Origin of the sequence: Psychrobacillus sp. INOP01 (assembly GCF_018140925.1) — a bacterium.
In the GTDB taxonomy this organism is placed as follows: domain Bacteria; phylum Bacillota; class Bacilli; order Bacillales_A; family Planococcaceae; genus Psychrobacillus.
Window position 1 is genome coordinate 2,305,435 of sequence record NZ_CP073315.1, and the last position, 21,914, is coordinate 2,327,348.

Here is a 21,914-nt window from a genome sequence, read left to right on the forward strand (position 1 = left end):
CGAGAGGTAGCGCTAGGTGGTTGCTGTGCTATCGTATCTTTTATATATTTGTGAAACCATTTTCCCTCTCATCCGTAAAATAACTAGACAGAAAAAAAGAGAGGGTTTGAGAAAATGACCAGCGTATTTATTATTTCGGCAGTTGCAGCGTTACTTACCGCATTGTTAGTAGTCCCGTTGACAGCTAAAAGAAAAGACATGGTAACTTCCATCATTGGTCTAACGGTTTTAACTTTTATCGTACTTGCGATTATATATTATGTAACGAACTTAGATCGTAATTGGACAGCGTTATGGCCATTGCTAGTTATTGCAACATTAGCAGGGATGGTATTAGCAAAAGGAAAAGAGCAAAAAGCAAAAGGTATTCTGTTCTTAGGGAGTTTGGTATTAGCTCTCTTCATGTTAACGGCGTCTTTTTGGAATGCAGATGAAAAATACAAAGTGGCAGAAATGCAGCAAGAGGTTGAAATTGAAGCATTTGACGAAACGAAGACACCTGCTAGCGTACCACCAAAATTTGCACGTAATAAAATGAAAAAAGCTTTTGGGCAAGTACCAAATACGAGTTATTATGAATTAGGTAACTTACAAATTCAAAAAGTAAAAGATGAGTATGTTTATATTGCTCCAGTAGAATTTTCGGGACTTTTCAAGTGGTGGAATGGAGACGTTACACCGGGTTATTTTACAATGAGTGCAACCGACTCATCGGATAATCCGAAATTTGTAGAAGCAGAAATGAGCTATACACCATCTTCTTATTTCCATAAAAACTTAGAAAGACATATGCGTATGAAGCATCCTACTAAAATTTTCTATGGCGATCCTCAGTTAGAAATTGACGAGGATGGAAAACCATATTACATCCGATCCTATGGTAGTTTCATCTCTGCTCGAAATGGATTTGAAGTAAAAGGAATCGTGGCGGTAGATCCCGCTACAGGTCAGACAAATTCCTATGAAATTGCAGACGTACCAACGTTTATAGATGGAGCAGTATCCCCGGAAACGGTGAGCTTGCAAAATAGCTATTTTGGTAAATATGTACATGGATTTATCAATAGTCTATTTGGTAAAAAAGATGTGAGATTACCATCAGATGAAGGAACCGAAGCGAATGTAAGTCCAATATTCGGGGAAGACGGGCAAATGTATTACTTTACCGACTTTACGAGTCCGAAAGAGGGAGTAGACTCGATGCTGGGCTACTCATTAACAGATGGTCGAACAGGTGAGGCTACTTTCTATACAGGGAATTTAGAGGATTCTTATATGGATTCCCAAGGAGCATTACAAATCATTGAAAAGAAATTTATCGAAAAGAAATGGTCTGGCGAGATGCCTGTATTGTACAACTTTTACGGAGAAGCTAGCTGGTTAACACCAGTGTTAGACTCTAATGGGTTCTTGCAAAATTACTTCATCGTATCAGCTGCAAATCCAGAAATCTCTGTATATGGGAATACGCCAAACGAAGCCTTAAAACTATATAAAACAGCGATTCAACGTGGAGGAAGCTCCGTAGACGGTAGCTCCAATGCCGAGGAGAAATCGATAGCTGGTACGGTTATACGTGTCTTTAAGGAACGTGTAGGTGACTTTACTCAAGTATCGTTCCTATTAGACAACAAACAAAACTATATCGTATCTTCCGAAGTTGCGCCCCTTGCAGTTTATATGCAAGAAGGAGATAAGGTACAAGTGACATTCTTAAATACAGAAGAACTTTTCTTGCCAGTCAAAGAAGTAACGATTCAAGGAATTGAATAGTAGATAAAGTGAAACTTAAATCAGCGGGGATTTTCTTCATCCCCACTGATTGTTAGTTGAACCATTCGGGCTTTTCCGGGCAGTTATCTCCCACTTACGCTTTGTTGCTTCGGCCAAGCCTAAAGTGGGAGTTTTACTGTCTGTTAATGCGGGATAAATGAAAGCTATCCTAGATTCAATAGGATAGCTTTTATTACAGCTTAAAATCAGTTGTACAAAAAATGGGGGGATTACTTGAAGATTCATTATTTGACGATAGGTGAAGTAGCAAAGCTAAGTAATATATCGGTTCAAACCTTAAGATACTATGATCAGATAGACTTGTTTAAACCCATGGAAGTAAACCCGAGCAATCAATATAGGTACTACCAAAATACACAATTATATTACTTGGATATTATAAAATCATTGAAGTATCTTGGGTTATCGCTTGAGGAAGTTCGATCCGCCTTAACACTAAAGCCAGAAGAGTTAGTTGTATATCTTGAGGATCAGGAGAAAAGGATTGAGGAACAGTTTCAACGGCTGAATAAGACGAAACAGGTATTACAGCGGAAAAAAGAGCAAATACAAGCGTTCGTGCTGGAGCGGAATATGATGACTGTCTGCATAAAGAATTTACCTGCACAGAAAATAGTGAAGATCAAAACGGCTAATATGAAAGTCGATGATATTCCAAATAGGGAATATGGACGTATTAGTAAGGTGTTAGAAGAAGAGGGAAGCATATTTGATACATTGTATGGTGGAGCCTTTCCTTTCCAAAGGTATGAATCCCTAAATGATATTAACTATGATTATCTATTTACCTATATTGTGACAAATAAGGATTTTGAAGAAAAATACGAAGATGTGGAAATTAGCACGTTACCTGCTGGAGACTACCTTAGCATTTCTTTTGTTTTAGAGGACGACGAATATGAGGCATGCTATCAGATATTGATGGACTATATTGAGAAACACCAATTAGTTGTTGAGCCGATTGTATATGATGTTTGGATGCCGATAAATTATACAGCTACCAAAGAGGATGAATTCTTAGTAGAACTAAAAATACCTATTCAAACTACTTGACCCTATAGTTACTATAGGGTTTATTTTTATAAATATGCTGAATTTGAATTATAAGGAGTTTGAACATGGTTTCTCAAAGAAGTGGTTTAAATAAAGTGATTTATTTAGTTTTAGTAAACTTATTTATTGTATTTTTAGGTGTAGGACTAGTTATTCCTGTGATGCCTACATTAATGCGTGAGATGAACTTAGAAGGTTCTACGATGGGTTATTTAGTAGCGGCATTCGCATTCGCGCAATTGTTAATATCTCCAATTGCAGGTAAATGGGTAGATTCAATTGGTCGTAAAAAAATGATTGTAATTGGTATGTTTATATTTGGAGTATCCGAAATGCTCTTCGGTCTTGGACAAGACGTGAAGATATTATATATTTCTAGAATTTTGGGAGGAATTAGTGCGGCATTCATTATGCCAGCTGTGACAGCTTTTGCAGCAGATGTTACCTCTTTAAGAGAACGGCCAAAAGCGATGGGCTATGTTGCTGCAGCAATTAGTGCTGGATTTATCATCGGACCTGGAATTGGCGGCTTTTTAGCTGAACATGGAACTAGACTTCCCTTTTTTGTTGCCGCGGTACTAGGATTTTTAGGAGGAGTATTTTCGCTTGTTATTTTGAAGGAGCCTGAAAGAGCGCGTGTAGAAAGGGCAGGAGAGGTAGTTAAACCAAGTTTTCGTAAAGTATTGGAACCAATGTATTTAATTCCAATGATTATCATTCTAGTATCTAGCTTTGGATTAGCTGCTTTTGAAACCGTTTATTCCCTTTTTGTAGATCATAAATATGGATTTACACCAAAGGATATTGCATTAATCATTACTGTAAGTGGCGTTCTCGGAATCATATTCCAATTGCTAACCTTTGATCGTGTTGTAGGAAAAATTGGTGAAATTAGGTTGGTTCAAATTTGTATAGGTGTGTCAACGATTTTCATTTTTGCGATGATTAAGGTTTCTGCTTACTGGTCAATATTACTCGTTACCTTTGTGATTTTCTTGTTGTTTGACTTAATGAGACCTGCGTTGACAACGTATTTATCTAAAATAGCTGGAAATGAGCAAGGCTTTGTTGGGGGACTAAACTCTACATTTACGAGTATAGGAAATATTATTGGACCAAGTATTGCAGGGATTTTGTTTGACGTGCATATTGATTATCCATATGTATTAGCGATGATTATACTCGCAATTAGCTTTGTAATTTCGTTATTTTGGAAGAAACAAAAAACAGTATTTAAAGAAACAGTAGAACAATAAAACAGTTGTAACTTTTACCATTGTCGTTCTCCATAAATAGTAGTCATTTTATCTTTTGGCAAAAATCCTATACAATAGAAGTATAGGATTCAAGTTAAGCCTCCGGCGGATGTCACAGATTTTGAAGAGAGTTTTTAAAGGGTGTTAGCCTAAGTGCGTCGCTTCCATGCGACAACGGCTACCTGACCTGCATCACGCAGGCCTAAGCTCAATTCAAAATCTGGACGCAATTGCGCCGAGGCGTAATTGAATGAAACGGAGGACTAGTCGTGCATGATGTAGCAAAGTTACAAAAAGAAGCGATGGACATGCTAAAGAAAACAAGTAGAACTTTTTATATCCCAATCACTTTTTTAGAACCTAAACTAAAAAAGGCGGTTGCCTCTGCTTATTTATGCATGCGTGCGATAGATGAGATTGAAGATCACGAGTCATTAAGATCGCAGGAGAAACAAGAGCTATTACTTGCTACTAGCCAGATGCTTAAAAATACGTTTGATAAGAAAGAATACGAACAGCTTGTAGAACCATTTAAGGAAATTCTTCCTCCAGTTTCATTAAGACTAGGAGATTGGCTGGAGATTTGCCCGACTGATTTATTAGAAACTGTAAAAAACTATACTAGTGAAATGGCAGAAGGTATGGCTAAATGGGTAGGTAAGAACTGGCAAGTGAAGACAAAAGAAGATCTCGATGAGTATACCTATTATGTAGCTGGTCTTGTTGGAGTGATGCTTTCGGATTTATGGAAGTGGAACGCGGACATTAACACTGACCGTGATTTAGCAATTGCGTATGGACGTGGTCTTCAAGCAGTTAATATATTGCGAAACAAGGACGAAGATAGCGAACGTGGTGTACAATTCTTCCCAGAAGGATGGACAAGAGCAGACATGTTCGATTATGCAGAGGACAATTTAGCGCAAGCAGATGAATACATCAAGAGTATCAACCGAAAAAGCATATTGTTATTCTGTAAACTCCCTCTTGCACTTGCCCACAAAACACTGAAAGCACTGAAGAGCGGAAAAGAAAAAATGACCCGATTCGAAGTAGAACAAACTGTAGAGGAAGTACAAGCAGAGGTTTAAGAGTATACTTGAAAAACCAAGAGAAAGAAGAAACCCCTCTAAATTATTAAGTGATTGATAATCATTATCACTTATTAATTGTTTTTAAATTGGATAAAGTTGTATACTTGAAGGGAAATTGAATCTTTCTAATATGAGAGGAGTTTTACTATGCTGTCTAAAAATTTACATGAAGCATTAAACGATCAAATGAACTTTGAGTTTTATTCTGCACATACGTACCTTGCTGCGGCCGCTTATTGTACGGCTGAAGCATACGATGGATTTGCTAATTTCTTTTTAGTCCAGGCAGAAGAAGAACGTTTCCATGCCATGAAATTTTATAACTTTTTAAGTGACTTAGGCTACCGAGCTACAATTGATGGATTTGACAAGCCGCGCAATGAATTTACTTCGACTCTAGACGTTTTTGAAACTTCCTTAAAGCATGAAAAAGAAGTGACGCGTCGTATTTATCATCTATCTGATATTGCATTAGATGAGCGTGAACATGCAACGATGGCATTCTTAAGATGGTTCATTGATGAGCAAGTAGAGGAAGAGGCGTCATTTGATACACTAATTAATAAAATTAAACGTATTGAAAATGATTCTAATGCTATGTTTATGCTAGACTCTGAGTTAGCATCCAGAACATTCACACCGGACGAAGCATAATACATAGTTTCGGATATAGTGAAACTTTATTCAGTCTGCCTGTAAATGCGGGATAAATTAATATCACTTTTCTAAAAAGCTCTAGTGTTCTGAAGTTTTCTTCGTTCACTCGGAGCTTTTCTTCAATTATTGTAGTGGTATGCTAAATTCCTGGTGGGCCGGCGTATCCGAGAACCAAGACCGAGAAAAGATTCTAGACTAAACGATTTATTTTCTATACCATTAGCAAATAAGTAAGTACAAAAGAGAGGAAGTAAAAATTATGTTAAAAACGATTGTTTTCGACCAAATAAAACGCGCCATGAAAGAAAAAGATGTCCTAGCTAAGGGAGTATTAACCATACTAAAATCTGCTCTAGATAATGCGGAAAAAGAAAAAGGTGCTGCCCTTACACCAGATGAAGAAATTGCCATCGTAAATAGAGAAGTGAAACAAACAAACCAAGCTTTAGAAGGTGCAAAAGAAGCAAATCGCGAGGATCTAATAGAAAAAGAAAATGCAAAACTAAAACTACTAGCAAGCTTCTTGCCAACACAATTAACTGAAGAAGAAATCGTGAAGGTCTTAACTGAAGCTGGAGTTACAAAAGGCATGAACATGGGAGAGGCAATGAAAATTGCTAAACCGTTACTTACAGGAAAAGCAGATGGATCAACTATGTCTAAAGTAGTAAAAAGCATGATTTAAGAAAAAAGAGGGCGCAAATGCGTCCTCTTTTTTTTCATATTGTCACTTAAGTAAAATAGCCTTTGCTCGGGAATTGACACCAAGTTTACTGTAAATATTTGTTAAGTATACGCGTACTGTTCCTTCTGATAGGATGAGTCGTTCTGCGATTTCGCGGTTAGAGGAACCTTCCTTTAGCAATGAAAAAACCTCTTGTTCGCGTGGTGTGAGAATATCAAGGACACTACTCTTTGTTAGTTTACTCTCTACCAATTGTTCTACATAGGAAAGTTCGACTGAATTCCAATTTGGATACTCCCTTTTTTGACGTCTTTCCAGATATAATTGAAGCAAGGGAATAATTCCTTCTTCATCTAAGAAAGTTCGTACATACTCATATTGCGCACCATGTTCTAATGCTTCATGCAATGCGGAAAGTGCAGCATCTTCATTGCCAACGGACATTTCGCAAACTGCTTCCAGTATGGATGCTTCAATAATGGTCGAGATTTGACTCTCCTGTAATGCTTTCATTTTCACTCCGATAATAACAGATAACGCTTCACCTATTTGCCCTTTTAAAGTAAGGGAGCGAGCATTTACTAACAACCAAAAGGGCTGTTTGGATTTGGCTCTAAAAAGTTCAGCGTCTGCTTTCAACAAATCTCCATCAAGTAAATAACAGCGAGCCTTCATTGTATGTAATGAATTGATCCAATGCTTTTCCTTCACCATTTCTATGGCGTAGTCTAGTACGGAATGTGCTGCAACAAATTGTCCTTTCATCGCATAAAAATGACTTTTTAATATATACATAGGGATAAATAACCCTGGGTCTTTAAACTGATGCCCATATTTAATGGCCAATTCCATTTCCGACCATGCTGCCTCTATATAACCCTTTTCATATAACGTTTCTGCAGACGTACCGTAACTAAAAGCAGTAACACTTTGATTATATTCGGTTTCACGGAATAGGTTGGCAAATGGAATTGCTTTTTCCAACGAAACAAGTTTACCTTTCGCTCCTATACTCGTGCGTAAAATCTTGTGTTCAAACAAGTTAAATCGCATCGGAACATTATCCCATCTAGAGCTAACGATACCCTTCTCTAACCGCCCTTGAATAATACTTTCTATTTTTTCAAGATCTTCGCCCATTCCAAATAGAGCATATGCTTTTACATTTTCATAGATACTCACGATCCCTTGATATTCACTTTTATCCATCCATTGTTCTGTCAACTGTCGATATTCTAATTCGGTCATGAGCTGACTTGCTTCTTCTATTTCCTGTAGAGATATCAATGCGATAATATCCATGACCAGCATCTCATAAGGAACAGGATGGTTGTTGAAACGGAATATTTGCACCCAACGCATGAAAGTAGAGGTTTGACCTGAGGTAAATAATTCAACAAGATGTGCTGTGATCCATGATTCTGCCAATTCATAGTCCTGTTCGTTTAAAGCTAATTCAATAGCGGTGATAAAATCTCCCTGGTCCCGTAATAGAGTTGCAACTTCTCTAACAATCGAAGTTACTAACTCCTGGGAATAACGATTTCTTAGTTCAACCTGCAAAGCTTCTGCAAATAAATGATGATAGCGAAAAACAGGCTGACTAGTATGTAAACGGGCGATGAAAAGTCCTTTGTTCTCAAGACTTACCAGAACATCATAACTATCCGAGCGATTCATGAGAGCATCACAGAGGACTGGTTCAAGCGTGTTTAATAAAGAGGTGCGGATAAGAAAATCCTGAGTAGATGCTGGGAGCTTCGACAAAATTTCTTGCAGTAAGAACTCTGTTATAAATGGATGAGCGGTATCCATAACCACATCATCTGTTGTAGAGTTCCCCATCGCAAGGCTAGCTAATTGGAGACCAGCTGCCCATCCCTCTGTTGTTTCCCACGCATGCTGTAAAAATTTCGAATCAGTAGAAAGAAGGTTATTTTTCTCATAGAAGAGTTTAGCTTCTTCATACGTAAAGGATAATTGCTCCATGCTAATTTCTCTAAGCCATGACTTCACACGCCATTTAGCGATTGGAAGAGGTAAATCCGTTCTACTCGTTAAATATACCTGTATGTTTTCTGGTAAAAATTCAATAAATTGAACCATCATCTGATGGATTGTATCATTTTCAACTAAGTGATAATCATCTACTACAATATGAATGGTTTCCGGAATCAAACTCATTTCATATAAAAAAGTATCAATGAGAAATTCAAACGCAGAAGCCTCTTGTGAGTTAAACAAAGAAGAAAGCACATTATCAATGTTGCTTTGTGAAACATTGGATACTGTATGTACAACATATTTCCAAAAGCGTATAGGATCATTATCCGCCTTATCAATAGACATCCATGCGACTAGGTCAGTTGATTGATTGAACCACTGGCTGAGCAGGGTTGTCTTTCCATATCCTGCTGGTGCTCGGACAATAGTTATTTTTTGGGAACTATCATGTTGAAGTAAATAATTTAATCTATCTCTTTTAACCACTTTGTTCCTAGTGCGAGGCACAGTCGTTTTAGAACTTAACCAAACCATTTGCATTTATATCCTCCGTCTAATAATCCGTATTTTTTAGTTAGCCTTTTGCTTATTAAGCAATACCAATCTTTTAGTCTATTATACTTGTAAAAATATGAAGAGTATAAGAATAAAAGTCATATCAATTAACATTCCTCAGTAGTACCCAAAATGGAAGAACCATATAATGAAGACTATGTTTTAGGGCGAATAAACAGTCATTTGTGAAATTTCTATAAATTAGTTAAATCTATAAGGAGGAATAAAGCAAAATGAGTAATATTTTCACGTATGATATTAAAGACATAAAAGCTAATTCTATAAGCGGTCAAGATATTTATGTTGAGAATACGTTATTGATAAAAAAGGATACGATATTAACGAAAAGATTAATCACATTACTCAAAAATAGAAATGTAAAGACAATTTCAATAGTAGATGAGTTGAAAATGGAAGTGCCACTAGAAGATGGGTTGCATGTAGGTAACAACGGTTTTCTTAATGAAAAGGATGACTTGTCTACAACTGACTTAAAAAACATTTTTATAAAAAGCATGGAACAAGTTAGTAGAGAATCAAGGTATGGAAATATTTTAAAGAAAAAGAGTGAGATGGACTTAATAGAAAAAATATTTTTAGGTATTATGAAAAACCCTACATATAGTCGTATCTTATTTCAACTAAGGGAATGGGATTACTATTCATTTATACATTCGTTTGATGTATTTGTATTAGGGACATTATTTGCGTATGAAGAAAATATAGGGAACTTAGAAGAATTAGCATTGGGATATCTGTTCCATGATATTGGAAAACTCTTTATTCCGCAAAATCTATTAAAACAAAATGGGAAGTTGAGCTTTGAGGAATTTAGTTTGATTAAATCACACACAATAAGAGGATATGAAAAACTTCAATCAATGGATTTAGGACATATCGCTATTTATGCTAAGTATCACCATGAACGTCAGGATGGTACTGGATATCCAGAAGGCTTAGTAGGGAATCAACTTACCAATGAATTGAAAATTCTTCAAATTGTAGACGTATACTCTGCACTAACCACTAAAAGAATCTATAAAGAAGCATATTCAACCTCGGAAACGCTGTCTCTAATTTATCGAGATGTAAACAAGTTTGATATTCCTTTATTAAGTAGATTTGTTGAGTATTTAAAAGTGTATCCGGAGAATTCTATAGTTCTTTTATCTGATAATACATATGCAAAGGTAAAGCATGTGAATGAATCTTTGCCATGGATTCCAAAGGTAAGTAGAATAGATAAAGATAGTATTGAATTTTTTCTTCCTAATGACTTCCAATTAAAAATTGAAAAGATGATTACTTATGAATCCGAGAAAATGGATGATATATTTCAAATATTTATCAGAAACTTGCTAATGGACAATAAAATGGAAGTGAAAAATGAGTATGAAAAATTAATAGATGGATTGAAATTAGAAGAAGTATATACTAAAGTATTAATTCCTACTTATAATACAGTTAAAATATTGTTTGAACAAAACTTCATAACTGATGGTGAATTTAATAATTCAATGGAATCACTAAAAGAGATGTCTGAAGAAAAAAGATTTTATCTCTCTCTAGAAAAAGCTATAACAGAAACTGTTATTATTATTATTCCTCAGGAATATTTTTCTCACCCAATTATAAAATTTTTGCAAGGATTATTTCAAATTGAAAAAATCTATCCAATTATTCTTCGCTCTACAGCCACTTTCGAAAATATTTCAGCGATAATATCTAGTTGTATGGTGAAAAGCATCTGCATGATTAATATGGAAATACTAAATGGGCAATTTAGGAACTTACAACAAAGTCATATAAAGCTTCATCATATTGCCTTTAACAAAATAGAAAAGGTTATACAATCAATTAGGAAAAATCCAAATAAATCTCTTGATTTATATCAAGAACTATTTGAAAATAGTGAACCCCAAGTATTTGAGCATAGTGGAGGGTGAACTAGAGGGATAGAGTAACATAAGCTAACAGGACTAGGCGTATTAGTAACGTTTAAGCTATCGTTGTTCCTGACTTCAACTTATTTTCTTATTACTTTCTCTATCCCATAACTTCCCCGCACAGATATTATTTCGCTCTCACAAACAGCACCTTCAAATAATTACCTTCTTTAAAGAGGGGAGAAGTTTTAAAATCGTTTGGAAGTGAAAACTCTTCCTCGATTGTGTAGTTTCGATTGCTCTCCTTAAAAGCTTTTTCCACAAACGTTTTGAACTTTTTCATCCCAAATGTTGCATTATTAGTAGATGCTACAATAACACCGTTTTTTTCTGTAATATTAATAGCGTCCATTAGTAACTTTGTATAGTCTTTAGCAGAACTAAACGTATACTTTTTTGAACGTGCAAAGCTAGGAGGATCGAGTATTACCATATCGAAGGATAATTCCTTCCGTTTCGCATATTTAAAATAATCAAATACATCCATCACGATAATATCCTGTTGTTCTACATCGATTCCATTTACTTCGAATTGTTCAGTCGTTTTACTTAAGCTACGTTTGGCAAGATCTACACTGGTTGTTTTCTTAGCGCCACCAGCTGCAGCAAATACAGAAAAAGCTCCAGTATACGAGAATGTATTCAGTACTGTTTTTCCTTTTGAATAGTTATCTCGAATTGTTTTCCGAACATCGCGTTGGTCTAAAAAGACCCCAACCATTGCCCCATCATTTAAGTAAATAGCAAAGTTCTGCCCATTTTCTTTTACAAGAATAGGGAATTCCCCACGATCACCTTTGACGAAATCATCGTCTTCCACATACTGTCCTTTTGTATCAAAACGTTTCTTTTCATAAATTCCTTTATAAGAAACAGAAGCTTCAAGTGCCTCTAAAATCATACCTTTAAAGGAATAAATTCCCTCACTATACCAACTGATTAAATAATACCCATCAAAATAGTCAATAATCAAACCGCCGATACCGTCCCCTTCACCGTTAAATACACGAAAGGCTGTTGTATCAGTATTATGATAATAATCGTCACGATGTTTGATCGCTGTGGAGATTTTCTTTTGGAAAAATGACTTATCAATTTTTTCATTTTCATTTTTCGTTAACAGCCAGCCAATCCCTTTATTTTGTTTTCCGACATAGCCTTTACCGATAAATTTGCCAGCAGCATTTTGCAACTTTAAAATGCTTCCTTCCTCAAGAGATTCTGTTTCGTGGAAGCCGTCTTTCATTAAAATCGGAACGCCTTTTTGTAAATCTTGGGCAAGTGCTTCAGTTACTTTGATATCTAATTCATTTCGCATCATTGTAGTCATCCTTATAAGTTTTTTATATATTATCTCATACGTATGGGTAAAAACCCTTAATAGTCTTATGGTACAATATACTATACATGCGCATAGGAAGGAAGTTTGCTATGAAAAAGTCGAAAATTATCCTGCCAATTATGATTGTAGTGACAGTACTAGCTACCATAATTTTAAGCCAAGAAGAATATTCGGAAGTAACAATTATAAATAGAATACTTATCATTGTAGGAGCAGCTATTGTGTCTTCCGTAATTGGCTATTTTCTACTAGGATCTGATGTAGATAAAGTTGACCCGAAACCAAATGATAATACAGCGAACAAGATAAATAAGAAAAATAGTGGTAGAAAATAGAGGGCTTTCTCAATAAAGTGAAACTTTAAACAGCGGGGGTTTTTCATCCCCCACTGATTGTTAGCTGAACCATTCGGGCATTTACGGGCAGTTATCTCTCACCTATGCTTTGTTACTTGGCCCGAGCCTTGAAGTGAGAGTAGTACTGCCCGTTAATGCGGGATAAATGACAGGAGTGACCTAAGTGTTAGATAAAGCACGTCAATTATTACAAACTTACTTTGGATATGATTCCTTTCGTGAGGGCCAAGAAACGGTTATTAACTATGTATTGGATGAGAATTCTAGCCTTTGTGTAATGCCTACAGGGGGAGGTAAGTCTCTGTGCTACCAAATCCCCGCTCTTATGCTAGAAGGCACTACGATTGTTATCTCTCCATTAATTTCCCTTATGAAAGACCAGGTGGATACATTAATTCAGGCTGGGATTCCTGCAACCTTCATAAACAGTACATTAACTGCAGAAGAAGTAAGGAAAACAATGGAAGAAGTACAAAATGGCCAATATCGTTTACTTTATATAGCTCCCGAGCGTTTAGAATCTCCTCACTTTTTAAATCAATTAAAAAAAGTAAAGGTTCCTTTAATAGCAGTGGACGAGGCGCATTGTATTTCACAATGGGGTCACGATTTCCGTCCAAGCTACCGGGCTATTCATCGATTAAAGGAAGTATTTACTGAGCAACCAACTGTCCTCGCCTTAACTGCTACTGCAACCCCAGCGGTGCGAGATGATATATGTCGATTGCTACAAATTCAAGAGGACAATACAGTTATTACTGGATTTGCAAGGTCCAATTTAGCTTTTTCGGTCGTATTAGGACAGGATAAAAATAAGTTTTTAAAAGAATTTATTAAAAAAAATGCGAACGAAGTAGGAATTATCTATGCTGCTACTAGAAAAACAGTAGATCTGTTATATGATTTGCTAAATAGAGCAGGTATTCAGACTGCTAAATATCATGCAGGACTTCCAGAGGCATTTCGAAATAAGGAACAAGAACGTTTCTTAACAGATGAAGCGCAGGTAATGGTTGCAACCAATGCATTTGGTATGGGGATTGATAAATCCAATGTCCGCTATGTGATTCACTATCAGCTGCCGAAGAATATGGAAAGCTACTATCAGGAAGCCGGAAGAGCGGGACGAGATGGTTTACCAAGTGAATGTGTCGTTTTGTATGCATCCCAAGACGTTCAAACGCAACGATTTTTAATAGATCAAGCAATGGATCGTGAACGAATTCCCAGGGAGCTAGAGAAACTGCAAGGGATGGTGGATTATTGCCATACTGAAAATTGTCTGCAGCAGTTTATTGTTACTTATTTTGGAGAGTCAGGTGCTACCAGATGTGGTCAATGTGGGAACTGCACAGATTCTAGGGAAGTTCAAGACGTAACAAAGGAAGTTCAAATGGTTCTTTCGTGCGTGGTTCGGATGGGACAAAGATTTGGCAAGACAATTACCGCACAAGTATTGACCGGATCTCAAAACAAAAAAGTAGTCGATTTTGGTTTTACGAAGTTATCGACGTATGGCATATTAAAGGGTAAGTCATTAAAAGAAGTGTCTGGTTTAATGGAGTTTATGATTGCAGAAGGTTTACTTTCGGTGAATCATGGAAGCTTACCAACAATTTACGTATCGGATGCAGGGAAAGAAGTACTGATGGGGAATAGAGTAGTGGAGCGCAAAGGCGTAGCTGTAACAAAACAAATTGCGAATAATAATCCATTGTTTGAAAAACTAAGAATACTTCGGAAAAAAATTGCGGACGAAGCAGGTGTACCACCATTTGTTATTTTTTCAGATAAGACTCTACAGCATATGTGTGCAGAGCGTCCGCAAACCGAAGAACAATTATTAGAAATTCACGGAATCGGCGAAAACAAACGAGAAAAATATGGACAAGCTTTTCTCGAGGAGATTCACAATTATATTACCGTGTAGTTTTTATGAGATACTACCGTAAGATTCGAAGGAACATTAATCTTTTTAGCATCTTCGGTGGAGATCTCAACAATTACCGATTGCTCTAAAATTTTAAAAATAGTACCTTGAACTTCGTGATCATTACGAGTGAAAGAGATCTTCTCATCAATTTTCCTAGCTGCTACGAAGGGTGAAACTTCCTTAGGTTGTCGTTGGAAACTCATGCGTCTGCCTCTTTTCTAGTTTTATTACGCAATTAGCGATAGTTTAATTATACCATAGATTAAGGGTAAAAATCGGAAAAGAGCTTATAAATACTCGAATATGTGGGTATAGTGTCGAATATTCTCGACATAATGGAGAAACCGTAAGAGGGTCAGTGCTCTTACGGTTTGTTTCGTAATTAATTGTTTTGTTGCTTTATTTTATTTTTTATAAAACTACGTATATGATAGGGTTAAGAGAATTGTTTTGAGCCAATATGAATGGGGGACATAAGATAATTTAGTCGGAACACCTTATGTATTGGACGAAAAAGAGAAGCAAATTACAAATGTGCTTTAAAGGCATTAGAAGATTCGGATATAGTTGTGACTAAAATTAGTTTGTAAGAGGAGATTATGTATAGTGCATTTTAAAGAGTTTAAGTTAGATGAGAAGATTTTACGCGCCATTGAACAGTTAGGATATACAGAGCCAACAGAAGTACAGCAAAAAGTAATACCAGTTGTTTTAGAGAAACAGGATGTCTTGGTGAAATCTAAAACAGGTAGTGGAAAAACAGCTTCTTTTGCGACGCCATTATGCGAGCTTGTAGATTGGGAGGAAAACAAACCGCAAGCATTAGTACTAACACCTACACGAGAATTGGCAGTTCAAGTCCAAGAGGATATCACAAATATCGGTCGTTATAAACGTATAAAAGGACTTGCTTTATACGGGAAATCACCATTTGCTAGACAAAAATTAGCTCTAAAGCAAAAAACACATATCATTGTAGGTACGCCCGGTAGAGTATTAGACCATATAGAAAAAGGAACGCTAGATGTGTCTAAAATGGAGTATCTTGTTATTGATGAAGCAGACGAAATGCTGAATATGGGCTTTTTAGAACAAGTTGAATCCATTATTAAATTACTTCCAAAAGCGCGCACGACCATGCTATTTTCAGCGACACTTTCGGACCAAATAAAAAAATTAAGTACTAAGTATATGAAACAAGCAGTATCCATTGAAATTGATGCATCTGAAGAAAATGCGCCCGATATAGAACATGTGAAGTATGTTGTAGTAGAAGAACTAAAGCTTTCGTTACTTGAGAAGTTAACAATTGTCGAGAATCCAGACAGTTGTATTATCTTCTGTCGTACAAAGGAACGAGTAGAACAGCTCGTAGATGTACTGGATGAAAAGGGTTATACAGCTGACAAAATTCACGGTGGTATGATGCAGGAAGATCGCTTCGAGGTGATGGACGATTTCCGCAAAGGGGAATTCCGTTATTTAATTGCTACGGATGTTGCAGCTCGTGGGATTGATATTGACGATATTACACATGTTATTCATTATGATGTGCCACTGGAGCAAGAAAGCTATGTACATCGCACAGGCAGAACAGGGCGAGCGGGGCGAAGTGGTAAGTCGATTATGCTCGCGACACCATTTGAGGACAAGTTTGTCAGAGAGATCGAATCGTTTATTGGTTTCGAAATTCCTACAGCATCAGAGCCAACAAAAGAGGAAATTGTAAAAGGTCGTGCTGCATTTGATGTGAAAATGCAGGAGCAGCCGGAGGTAAAAAAATCTAAAGGTGAGCAACTAAACGCAGATATTACAAAACTGTATTTCAATGGTGGAAAGAAAAAGAAAATCCGTGCAGTCGATTTTGTTGGAACTATAGCTAAAATCGAAGGAGTTACTGCAGACGATATTGGAATTATCACAATTCAAGACACCGTATCTTATGTAGAAATATTAAACGGCAAAGGTCCGCTTGTATTGAAAAAGATGAGAAATACAACTGTCAAAGGCAAATTACTAAAAGTTCATATCGCCAATAAATAAAAAAGAGGCTTTCCAACTATGGAAAGCTTTTTTCCTTTTTGAATCCAATGTTCCTCATATTAAGATGCTGCTGATTTTTCGTTCCGCATGTAAAAGGTAATTGAACGCAGGTAAATATCGATTTAGAGCAAGTAAATTCTTTACGGCCGCAAGTAAATGATAGGTGAGAGCAAGTAAAAACCAAATTTATGACAAGCACCATAAAGTTACCAGATAAAGAGAGACTGTCTTGGCGTAAACCACGACAGCCTCTCCCAAAAGTCAATCGGTAATGTATTTATCTTTTTGCCTAGTTTTTCTGAAAAATATCAAGATGCTAAAAAAGCAAAGCATCTTCAATAAACTTACGATAACTCACCATAATTCCTTCAGGCAATTGAGTAGGTGAAAAAAATTGAAGGCTAATGGATTCCACTCCATCTGCAAAAATCTCACCGCTATATTCGAAGGTTTTATAAACTGCAGAAACTGAATAGAATGTATCTCCGTTTGGATTTTCGACATAATAGTCTGGACCAGAGTAGACTTTGCAAAGCTGGAGCGCTCCTATATGAAGCCCGGTTTCTTCCAATATTTCACGTCTAGCTGTATCCTCGAAGCTTTCACCGAGTTCCATTAAACCACCAGGTAGACCGTAAATATCTGGCTCTCGTTCTTGCAATAATACTTCGCCTTTATCGTTCAAAATAAGTACATTAGATCCTGGTAGAATAAGGGGTTGATGGCCTACATATTTTCGTAGTTGTTTATAGTACTCCATGTTAAATCGTCCCTCCGTTACTATTTAGTTTTAAAGTGTATCTTAATAATGATACGATATGAAATAATAATTGAAACTTTAAGTTAGAATGTTCGTAGAAGTAGTAGTTATTAATAATAGAGGATGTGAGCATCACATGACAAAGAAACTTTGGTTTCAAACAGGAGTAGCCATACTACTGACGTTAGTTATTATTCGTATGTTCATGGAAGTCAAAGGCATTTTTTCACCACTTTTGATAATTGGACAAACGATATTTTTACCTTTACTTATAGGTGGTGTTCTTTTTTATCTATCACGTCCGCTCCTAACTTGGCTGGAGTCAGTCAAATTTCCGAGATGGGCAAGCATTCTTTCGGTATTTGTTGTGATTGGTCTAATTGGGTGGCTATTTTATGCCCTAATTGGTCCTCCTCTTACAAAACAGGTGAATACATTAGTTAAGAACACACCGGAGATTGTAAAAGAAGTCGAGCAATTTACAAAATATATGCTTTCTCAAAGGGATCTTTTACCGGATAAGTTTCAAGATACTGTAAATGATGCTACAGGAAAGATTAACGATATAGCTGTTTCAGCTGGTTCCTTGCTTTTTAAATTCATTCAAAATGTATTCCAAGGAATCTTCTTACTCGTACTTGTACCGTTTTTCCTAGTGTATATGTTAAAAGATCATGAAAAGTTTGCACCCTTTGTTTCTAGTTTTGTTAAAGGGGAGAAAAAGAAATGGCTTCGTAAGACTTTATCTGATATCGATGATACATTACGTTCATATATTCAAGGTCAATTATTTGTTAGTTTTTTAGTTGGATTGATGCTGTTGATTGGATATTTTGCAATAGGCTTAGAATATGCTTTATTACTAGCAATCTTTGGGATGGTGATGAATGTAATTCCGTTTTTAGGGCCGTATATTTCTGTTGTTCCAGCGATAATAATTGCACTTATCCAAGAGCCAAAGCTGGCGATTTATGTAGCAATTATTATGCTAGTAGCACAGCAAATTGAAAGTAATTTTATCACACCAAATGTAATGGGGAAATCACTAGATATTCATCCATTAACGGTTATTACGGTTATTTTGGCAGCTGGTAATATTGCCGGATTATGGGGAATTATATTAGCCATACCTACCTACGCAGTGATTAAAGTAATTTTAAAAAATATATATGCGCACCGAGAGGGCATAAAGGATGCAGCTATAAAATCGGTATAGGAGGGGAAAATTATGACGTTCCGTTCAAAAATAGACCGGACATTTATTGTTATCATGTCAGTAGCGCTGGTTATTGTTGCGCTAGCGACATTGTGGCCGGTAGCATACGAATTGTTTTTTACTAATTCTCCTGAATATCCTGCTATATGGATAATGACTTCTTTGTTTTTATTATGTACAGGTTTCCTAATATGGATTTCCTTAGATATCCATTACACTTTTTACGATGATTATTTGTATGTCAAAGGTGGTCCTTTTCGAAGTAAAATAAAGTATAAGGATATGACAAAGGTAAATAAATCGTCCAATATATTAGCTGGATATCGTATTCTGTCTTCCAAGGACGCATTGGAAATTCACTATAATCACTCATTAATGGGGAGTATAATAATTTCTCCCGACAATCAAGAACAGTTTTTAAATGTTTTATTAGAAAAAGCACCACATATTGCATAGGTAAGAGTATGATCTCTCTCGCATAGAAGACAATCCCTCTCATAGAAGAAATTTTTCAATAGCATTCCTAGATACTCAATCATTCATGAAGGAGGAGCACTAATGGATAATGACGACTTCAATAAGCCAAGTAATGATTTGATAGGAGAAATTTTAAAAGAGTACGCCAAGACAGGTGGTATGGATAATCTAAAGGGAACAGGTAAGCCGATTTCAGAGGAATACTTCTCTGGTGACATCTTTCAACACTTCCAAAAAATAGCGAAGGATGCGGGATTTAAACCACACTGGTTAAAACTTCAGCATGAGATAAAAGATGAATTGCATGAAATTGCCCAAAAATATGCAGCTTTTGACAGAGAAGGTTTACAATTTAGAGTAACAAAAGTGAATGAGAAAATAATGCAGTATAACAAAGCATGTCCACCACCTATGCAAAAAGGAACAGTGAGATTAGAAACAATAGATACTGCAAGTAGTAGATGGTAATAATGATTGCGTCACATTCCTCAGGGATGTGACGCATTTTTATTTGCTAGTTAATATACCCCACAAATATTTGTATTGACGAGCGTACCATTTCTTACTAAGATATAAATGAGTTAACTTTTTTTATATTTCTGTTAACTCATTTGATTAGGGGGATTACTTATGAGAAATGAACGTTTAAAAATGATGATTGTAGCAGCATTGTTTGCAGCTATCATAGCAGTTGCTGCACAAATCATGATCAATATACCACCAGTACCGTTTACATTAATGACGATTGCGGTAATGCTAACCGCAACGATATTGGGAGCTAAGTATGGCACACTTGCAGTAACTGTGTATGTATTGATGGGGATAATCGGAATTCCAGTATTCGCTGGTATGAAAGGTGGATTTGGGATTATACTTGGTCCAACAGGTGGATACTTAGTAGCAATTATACCTGCCGCTTTATTTGTTGGGTGGTATTTAGATACATTTCAGTATTCAAAGGTACAAGCAATTATTGCAAATATAATAGCTGTATTTATCATATTAATCCTTGGTTCTATTTGGTTAAAAGTTGCGGCTGAACTACCCTGGAATGCAGCATTTAAAGGTGGAATGCTCCCATTTGTACTTCCTGACCTAGCGAAAGCGGTTGTTGCTGCGGTAATAGGTATTATCATTCGTACAAGACTGGTAGCGGCGAAACTAATATAAAGGTAGTTGCTCGTCGCATAAAAAAAGCTTGCTCCTGAGTGGATGGGAGCAAGCTTTTCTCTTATTTGGGGTATCGTTCTGAACTGAGTGAACGATTTTTTGTGTGGTTGTGGTCTTTTTCATCAAGAAACTCAATGTTTATATCCTCGACAGGGAGGGCATCTACAGTTTGCATGTCCTCATGCATGTCAAATAAGCTTTCCTTGGTGGTGCGTACACCATCGGGATTGTCGAGGAACCTACCTGTTGCATCCTTGCGAATATCAGCCATTTTTAACCATGTTTAAAAGCATATGGCTAAGCGCTTGTTGCTGATCCTTGTCTCCGCTTTTCCACAATTGTTGAAGAACATGTTCTTCACGGTTACGTGGTTCTTCGTGGTTGGCTAAGTAACCAGCAACTTTTTCTGTAGCTTTAGCTAAAGTTTCGTCACTTAGTCCCATTTTTTCGCCCGCAGCTACTTTTCCGGATAAATACGATTTAAAGCTAGAGAAATTACTTAGAATTTCTTCTTTTTCTTCTTGACCAATACTACTAAGCTTAGCTTCGACACGTTCATTTATGTTATTGCTCAATCTTCCTCACTCCTTTTTATTGAACTCTTCTTAGGTATGTCCAAAGATTGAGCAAACATGCATTATTTATTCAATATAATTATTTTACTTGTGGGCAAAAACTACACTTTTGCAATCCAGGTATATCCTTTGAAAAGCAACAGGTGGTTCTGACAGTTGTATTTATGAGTTCTACGGGATTTCGGTCTTTCAAATAAAAACGTAAATATTCTTTAGAAGCAAATGCGTTCCAAATTGTTGAATCTATTAAGAGATTCCAGTCATGCCTTGCTTTTTCTTTTAACGCTGGATTTTCAAAAAACGTATAGTAATGCCATAGTAAGTAACCAAAAACATTTTCCCAAAGCGTTAGTGGAGAAATACTGCATTGTGAGCGAAGCTGTTCAATAATAGTAAAACATTGTTGCTCCCAAATAAGCTGAACATCCACATTGCGATTTTCTTGTACGTCTCGAAAATATTCTTGAGGGATAAAAGTACTAATTGTTTTATTTCCGTATTCGGTCGTGCCAAAAAAATGCAGCTGTTCTAGAGGACCATCCCAAATTTCATCATACATCGTCATCATGTAAAACTGCATGGAGATGAACATTCCAACTCGTCTCATAAAGAAAGAAGCAGCAATAGGATCATTAGGTGCAGAAGAAATTAGCTTAATAATAGGAAGTGCACTAGCTAGATTGTTTCCATTGAATAGCGTTGTTCCACTCGGCTGGATATAAACACTATAGTTATTTAAAAGTTGGATTTGGTCATTCGATAAGATTGTCATAAATATAGTATACATTTTTTTATATAAATTGTTGACTTTTTAATTGAAAATGATTATCATTACCATATAGAAAGTTTCTCCTAATTGAGAAATTCTAAACAGCGACTTTTCTCCAAATTGTAGCTGATTACTCGGCACACCTTAACCCCCTCAAAGTTGAGATAGTGCATTAATATGTCGGTAGCCAAAAAAATGGTTGCCGATTTTTTTTTGCAAATTTTTAATT

Annotated in this window: 21 protein-coding genes; 14 read left to right on the plus strand and 7 right to left on the minus strand. The window is 36.3% G+C overall.

Annotated features, from left to right (window positions below; translation table 11 throughout):
• Window positions 1–114: 114 nt before the first annotated feature.
• The 6 genes from KD050_RS11710 to KD050_RS11735 all read left to right on the plus strand — a co-directional run bounded on the left by KD050_RS11710 (window position 115) and on the right by KD050_RS11735 (window position 6,539).
• Window positions 115–1,773 (plus strand): hypothetical protein, encoded by a 1,659-nt coding sequence (locus tag KD050_RS11710; protein WP_211892541.1) that lies wholly within the window; start codon window positions 115–117, stop codon window positions 1,771–1,773.
• A 234-nt stretch (window positions 1,774–2,007) separates the two neighbouring features.
• On the plus strand, window positions 2,008–2,847 hold the full coding sequence (locus tag KD050_RS11715) for a MerR family transcriptional regulator (protein ID WP_211892542.1): 840 nt from the start codon (window positions 2,008–2,010) through the stop codon (window positions 2,845–2,847).
• Between the two features lie 65 nt (window positions 2,848–2,912).
• Window positions 2,913–4,103, plus strand: a complete 1,191-nt coding sequence (locus tag KD050_RS11720) for an MFS transporter (protein ID WP_211892543.1) — start codon at window positions 2,913–2,915, stop codon at window positions 4,101–4,103.
• 269 nt (window positions 4,104–4,372) lie between these two features.
• Window positions 4,373–5,194 (plus strand): squalene/phytoene synthase family protein, encoded by an 822-nt coding sequence (locus KD050_RS11725; RefSeq protein WP_211892544.1) that lies wholly within the window; start codon window positions 4,373–4,375, stop codon window positions 5,192–5,194.
• A gap of 150 nt (window positions 5,195–5,344) precedes the next feature.
• Window positions 5,345–5,851 (plus strand): ferritin, encoded by a 507-nt coding sequence (locus KD050_RS11730; RefSeq protein ID WP_211892545.1) that lies wholly within the window; start codon window positions 5,345–5,347, stop codon window positions 5,849–5,851.
• 262 nt (window positions 5,852–6,113) lie between these two features.
• On the plus strand, window positions 6,114–6,539 hold the full coding sequence (locus KD050_RS11735) for a GatB/YqeY domain-containing protein (protein WP_211892546.1): 426 nt from the start codon (window positions 6,114–6,116) through the stop codon (window positions 6,537–6,539).
• A 42-nt stretch (window positions 6,540–6,581) separates the two neighbouring features.
• Here KD050_RS11735 and KD050_RS11740 read toward each other — a convergent pair whose 3' ends face one another.
• Entirely contained in the window at window positions 6,582–9,083 is a 2,502-nt protein-coding gene (locus tag KD050_RS11740; RefSeq protein WP_211892547.1) for a winged helix-turn-helix domain-containing protein, read from the minus strand.
• Window positions 9,084–9,331: 248 nt separating this feature from the next.
• Between KD050_RS11740 and KD050_RS11745 the strand changes: the two genes are divergently transcribed.
• Window positions 9,332–11,044, plus strand: a complete 1,713-nt coding sequence (locus tag KD050_RS11745; protein ID WP_211892548.1) for an HD-GYP domain-containing protein — start codon at window positions 9,332–9,334, stop codon at window positions 11,042–11,044.
• 127 nt (window positions 11,045–11,171) lie between these two features.
• On the opposite strand, the gene KD050_RS11750 is transcribed toward KD050_RS11745, so the two are convergent.
• Entirely contained in the window at window positions 11,172–12,362 is a 1,191-nt protein-coding gene (locus KD050_RS11750; protein WP_211896280.1) for a class I SAM-dependent rRNA methyltransferase, read from the minus strand.
• 113 nt (window positions 12,363–12,475) lie between these two features.
• Between KD050_RS11750 and KD050_RS11755 the strand changes: the two genes are divergently transcribed.
• Window positions 12,476–12,721, plus strand: a complete 246-nt coding sequence (locus KD050_RS11755; RefSeq protein WP_211892549.1) for a hypothetical protein — start codon at window positions 12,476–12,478, stop codon at window positions 12,719–12,721.
• A 184-nt stretch (window positions 12,722–12,905) separates the two neighbouring features.
• Window positions 12,906–14,672, plus strand: coding sequence for a DNA helicase RecQ (recQ, locus tag KD050_RS11760; RefSeq protein WP_211892550.1), 1,767 nt, complete (start codon window positions 12,906–12,908; stop codon window positions 14,670–14,672).
• On the opposite strand, the gene KD050_RS11765 is transcribed toward recQ, so the two are convergent.
• Window positions 14,657–14,878 carry a DUF2187 family protein gene (locus tag KD050_RS11765; RefSeq protein ID WP_090570704.1) on the minus strand — a complete coding sequence of 74 codons (222 nt, stop codon included), beginning with the start codon at window positions 14,876–14,878 and terminating at the stop codon, window positions 14,657–14,659. The genes recQ and KD050_RS11765 overlap by 16 nt on opposite strands.
• A gap of 400 nt (window positions 14,879–15,278) precedes the next feature.
• On the opposite strand from KD050_RS11765, the gene KD050_RS11770 reads away from it, so the two are divergent.
• Window positions 15,279–16,718: a DEAD/DEAH box helicase gene (locus KD050_RS11770; RefSeq protein ID WP_211896281.1), complete on the plus strand. Its 1,440-nt coding sequence runs from the start codon at window positions 15,279–15,281 to the stop codon at window positions 16,716–16,718.
• 316 nt (window positions 16,719–17,034) lie between these two features.
• On the opposite strand, the gene KD050_RS11775 is transcribed toward KD050_RS11770, so the two are convergent.
• Complete coding sequence (locus KD050_RS11775) at window positions 17,035–17,478, minus strand: NUDIX hydrolase (protein WP_211892551.1); 444 nt, start codon at window positions 17,476–17,478, stop codon at window positions 17,035–17,037.
• Between the two features lie 136 nt (window positions 17,479–17,614).
• Between KD050_RS11775 and KD050_RS11780 the strand changes: the two genes are divergently transcribed.
• The 4 genes from KD050_RS11780 to KD050_RS11795 all read left to right on the plus strand — a co-directional run bounded on the left by KD050_RS11780 (window position 17,615) and on the right by KD050_RS11795 (window position 20,341).
• Window positions 17,615–18,694: an AI-2E family transporter gene (locus KD050_RS11780; protein WP_211892552.1), complete on the plus strand. Its 1,080-nt coding sequence runs from the start codon at window positions 17,615–17,617 to the stop codon at window positions 18,692–18,694.
• Between the two features lie 12 nt (window positions 18,695–18,706).
• Window positions 18,707–19,150 carry a PH domain-containing protein gene (locus tag KD050_RS11785; protein WP_211892553.1) on the plus strand — a complete coding sequence of 148 codons (444 nt, stop codon included), beginning with the start codon at window positions 18,707–18,709 and terminating at the stop codon, window positions 19,148–19,150.
• 102 nt (window positions 19,151–19,252) lie between these two features.
• Window positions 19,253–19,639: a DnaJ family domain-containing protein gene (locus KD050_RS11790; protein ID WP_211892554.1), complete on the plus strand. Its 387-nt coding sequence runs from the start codon at window positions 19,253–19,255 to the stop codon at window positions 19,637–19,639.
• 162 nt (window positions 19,640–19,801) lie between these two features.
• Window positions 19,802–20,341, plus strand: a complete 540-nt coding sequence (locus KD050_RS11795) for a biotin transporter BioY (protein ID WP_211892555.1) — start codon at window positions 19,802–19,804, stop codon at window positions 20,339–20,341.
• A gap of 61 nt (window positions 20,342–20,402) precedes the next feature.
• Here the strand turns inward: KD050_RS11795 and KD050_RS11800 are convergent, their stop codons facing one another.
• The 3 genes from KD050_RS11800 to KD050_RS11810 all read right to left on the minus strand — a co-directional run bounded on the left by KD050_RS11800 (window position 20,403) and on the right by KD050_RS11810 (window position 21,688).
• Window positions 20,403–20,612 carry a hypothetical protein gene (locus KD050_RS11800; protein WP_211892556.1) on the minus strand — a complete coding sequence of 70 codons (210 nt, stop codon included), beginning with the start codon at window positions 20,610–20,612 and terminating at the stop codon, window positions 20,403–20,405.
• The gene (locus KD050_RS11805) at window positions 20,605–20,916 is read right to left on the minus strand and encodes a DUF3243 domain-containing protein (protein WP_211892557.1); all 312 of its coding nucleotides are present in this window, start codon (window positions 20,914–20,916) and stop codon (window positions 20,605–20,607) included. The genes KD050_RS11800 and KD050_RS11805 overlap by 8 nt, the downstream gene beginning before the upstream one ends.
• A 79-nt stretch (window positions 20,917–20,995) precedes the next feature.
• Window positions 20,996–21,688 (minus strand): hypothetical protein, encoded by a 693-nt coding sequence (locus KD050_RS11810; RefSeq protein ID WP_211892558.1) that lies wholly within the window; start codon window positions 21,686–21,688, stop codon window positions 20,996–20,998.
• Between the last annotated feature and the right edge of the window lie 226 nt (window positions 21,689–21,914).

What these genes read in the sequence shown, in the direction of transcription:
- KD050_RS11710 (WP_211892541.1), top strand. Translation starts at nt 115, where the DNA reads ATGACCAGCGTATTTATTATTTCGGCAGTTGCAGCGTTACTTACCGCA.
- KD050_RS11720 (WP_211892543.1), top strand. Translation starts at nt 2,913, where the DNA reads ATGGTTTCTCAAAGAAGTGGTTTAAATAAAGTGATTTATTTAGTTTTA.
- KD050_RS11730 (WP_211892545.1), top strand. Translation starts at nt 5,345, where the DNA reads ATGCTGTCTAAAAATTTACATGAAGCATTAAACGATCAAATGAACTTT.
- KD050_RS11735 (WP_211892546.1), top strand. Translation starts at nt 6,114, where the DNA reads ATGTTAAAAACGATTGTTTTCGACCAAATAAAACGCGCCATGAAAGAA.
- KD050_RS11740 (WP_211892547.1), bottom strand. Translation starts at nt 9,083, where the DNA reads ATGCAAATGGTTTGGTTAAGTTCTAAAACGACTGTGCCTCGCACTAGG.
- KD050_RS11745 (WP_211892548.1), top strand. Translation starts at nt 9,332, where the DNA reads ATGAGTAATATTTTCACGTATGATATTAAAGACATAAAAGCTAATTCT.
- KD050_RS11750 (WP_211896280.1), bottom strand. Translation starts at nt 12,362, where the DNA reads ATGCGAAATGAATTAGATATCAAAGTAACTGAAGCACTTGCCCAAGAT.
- KD050_RS11755 (WP_211892549.1), top strand. Translation starts at nt 12,476, where the DNA reads ATGAAAAAGTCGAAAATTATCCTGCCAATTATGATTGTAGTGACAGTA.
- KD050_RS11765 (WP_090570704.1), bottom strand. Translation starts at nt 14,878, where the DNA reads ATGAGTTTCCAACGACAACCTAAGGAAGTTTCACCCTTCGTAGCAGCT.
- KD050_RS11775 (WP_211892551.1), bottom strand. Translation starts at nt 17,478, where the DNA reads ATGGAGTACTATAAACAACTACGAAAATATGTAGGCCATCAACCCCTT.
- KD050_RS11780 (WP_211892552.1), top strand. Translation starts at nt 17,615, where the DNA reads ATGACAAAGAAACTTTGGTTTCAAACAGGAGTAGCCATACTACTGACG.
- KD050_RS11785 (WP_211892553.1), top strand. Translation starts at nt 18,707, where the DNA reads ATGACGTTCCGTTCAAAAATAGACCGGACATTTATTGTTATCATGTCA.
- KD050_RS11790 (WP_211892554.1), top strand. Translation starts at nt 19,253, where the DNA reads ATGGATAATGACGACTTCAATAAGCCAAGTAATGATTTGATAGGAGAA.
- KD050_RS11795 (WP_211892555.1), top strand. Translation starts at nt 19,802, where the DNA reads ATGAGAAATGAACGTTTAAAAATGATGATTGTAGCAGCATTGTTTGCA.
- KD050_RS11800 (WP_211892556.1), bottom strand. Translation starts at nt 20,612, where the DNA reads ATGGCTGATATTCGCAAGGATGCAACAGGTAGGTTCCTCGACAATCCC.
- KD050_RS11810 (WP_211892558.1), bottom strand. Translation starts at nt 21,688, where the DNA reads ATGACAATCTTATCGAATGACCAAATCCAACTTTTAAATAACTATAGT.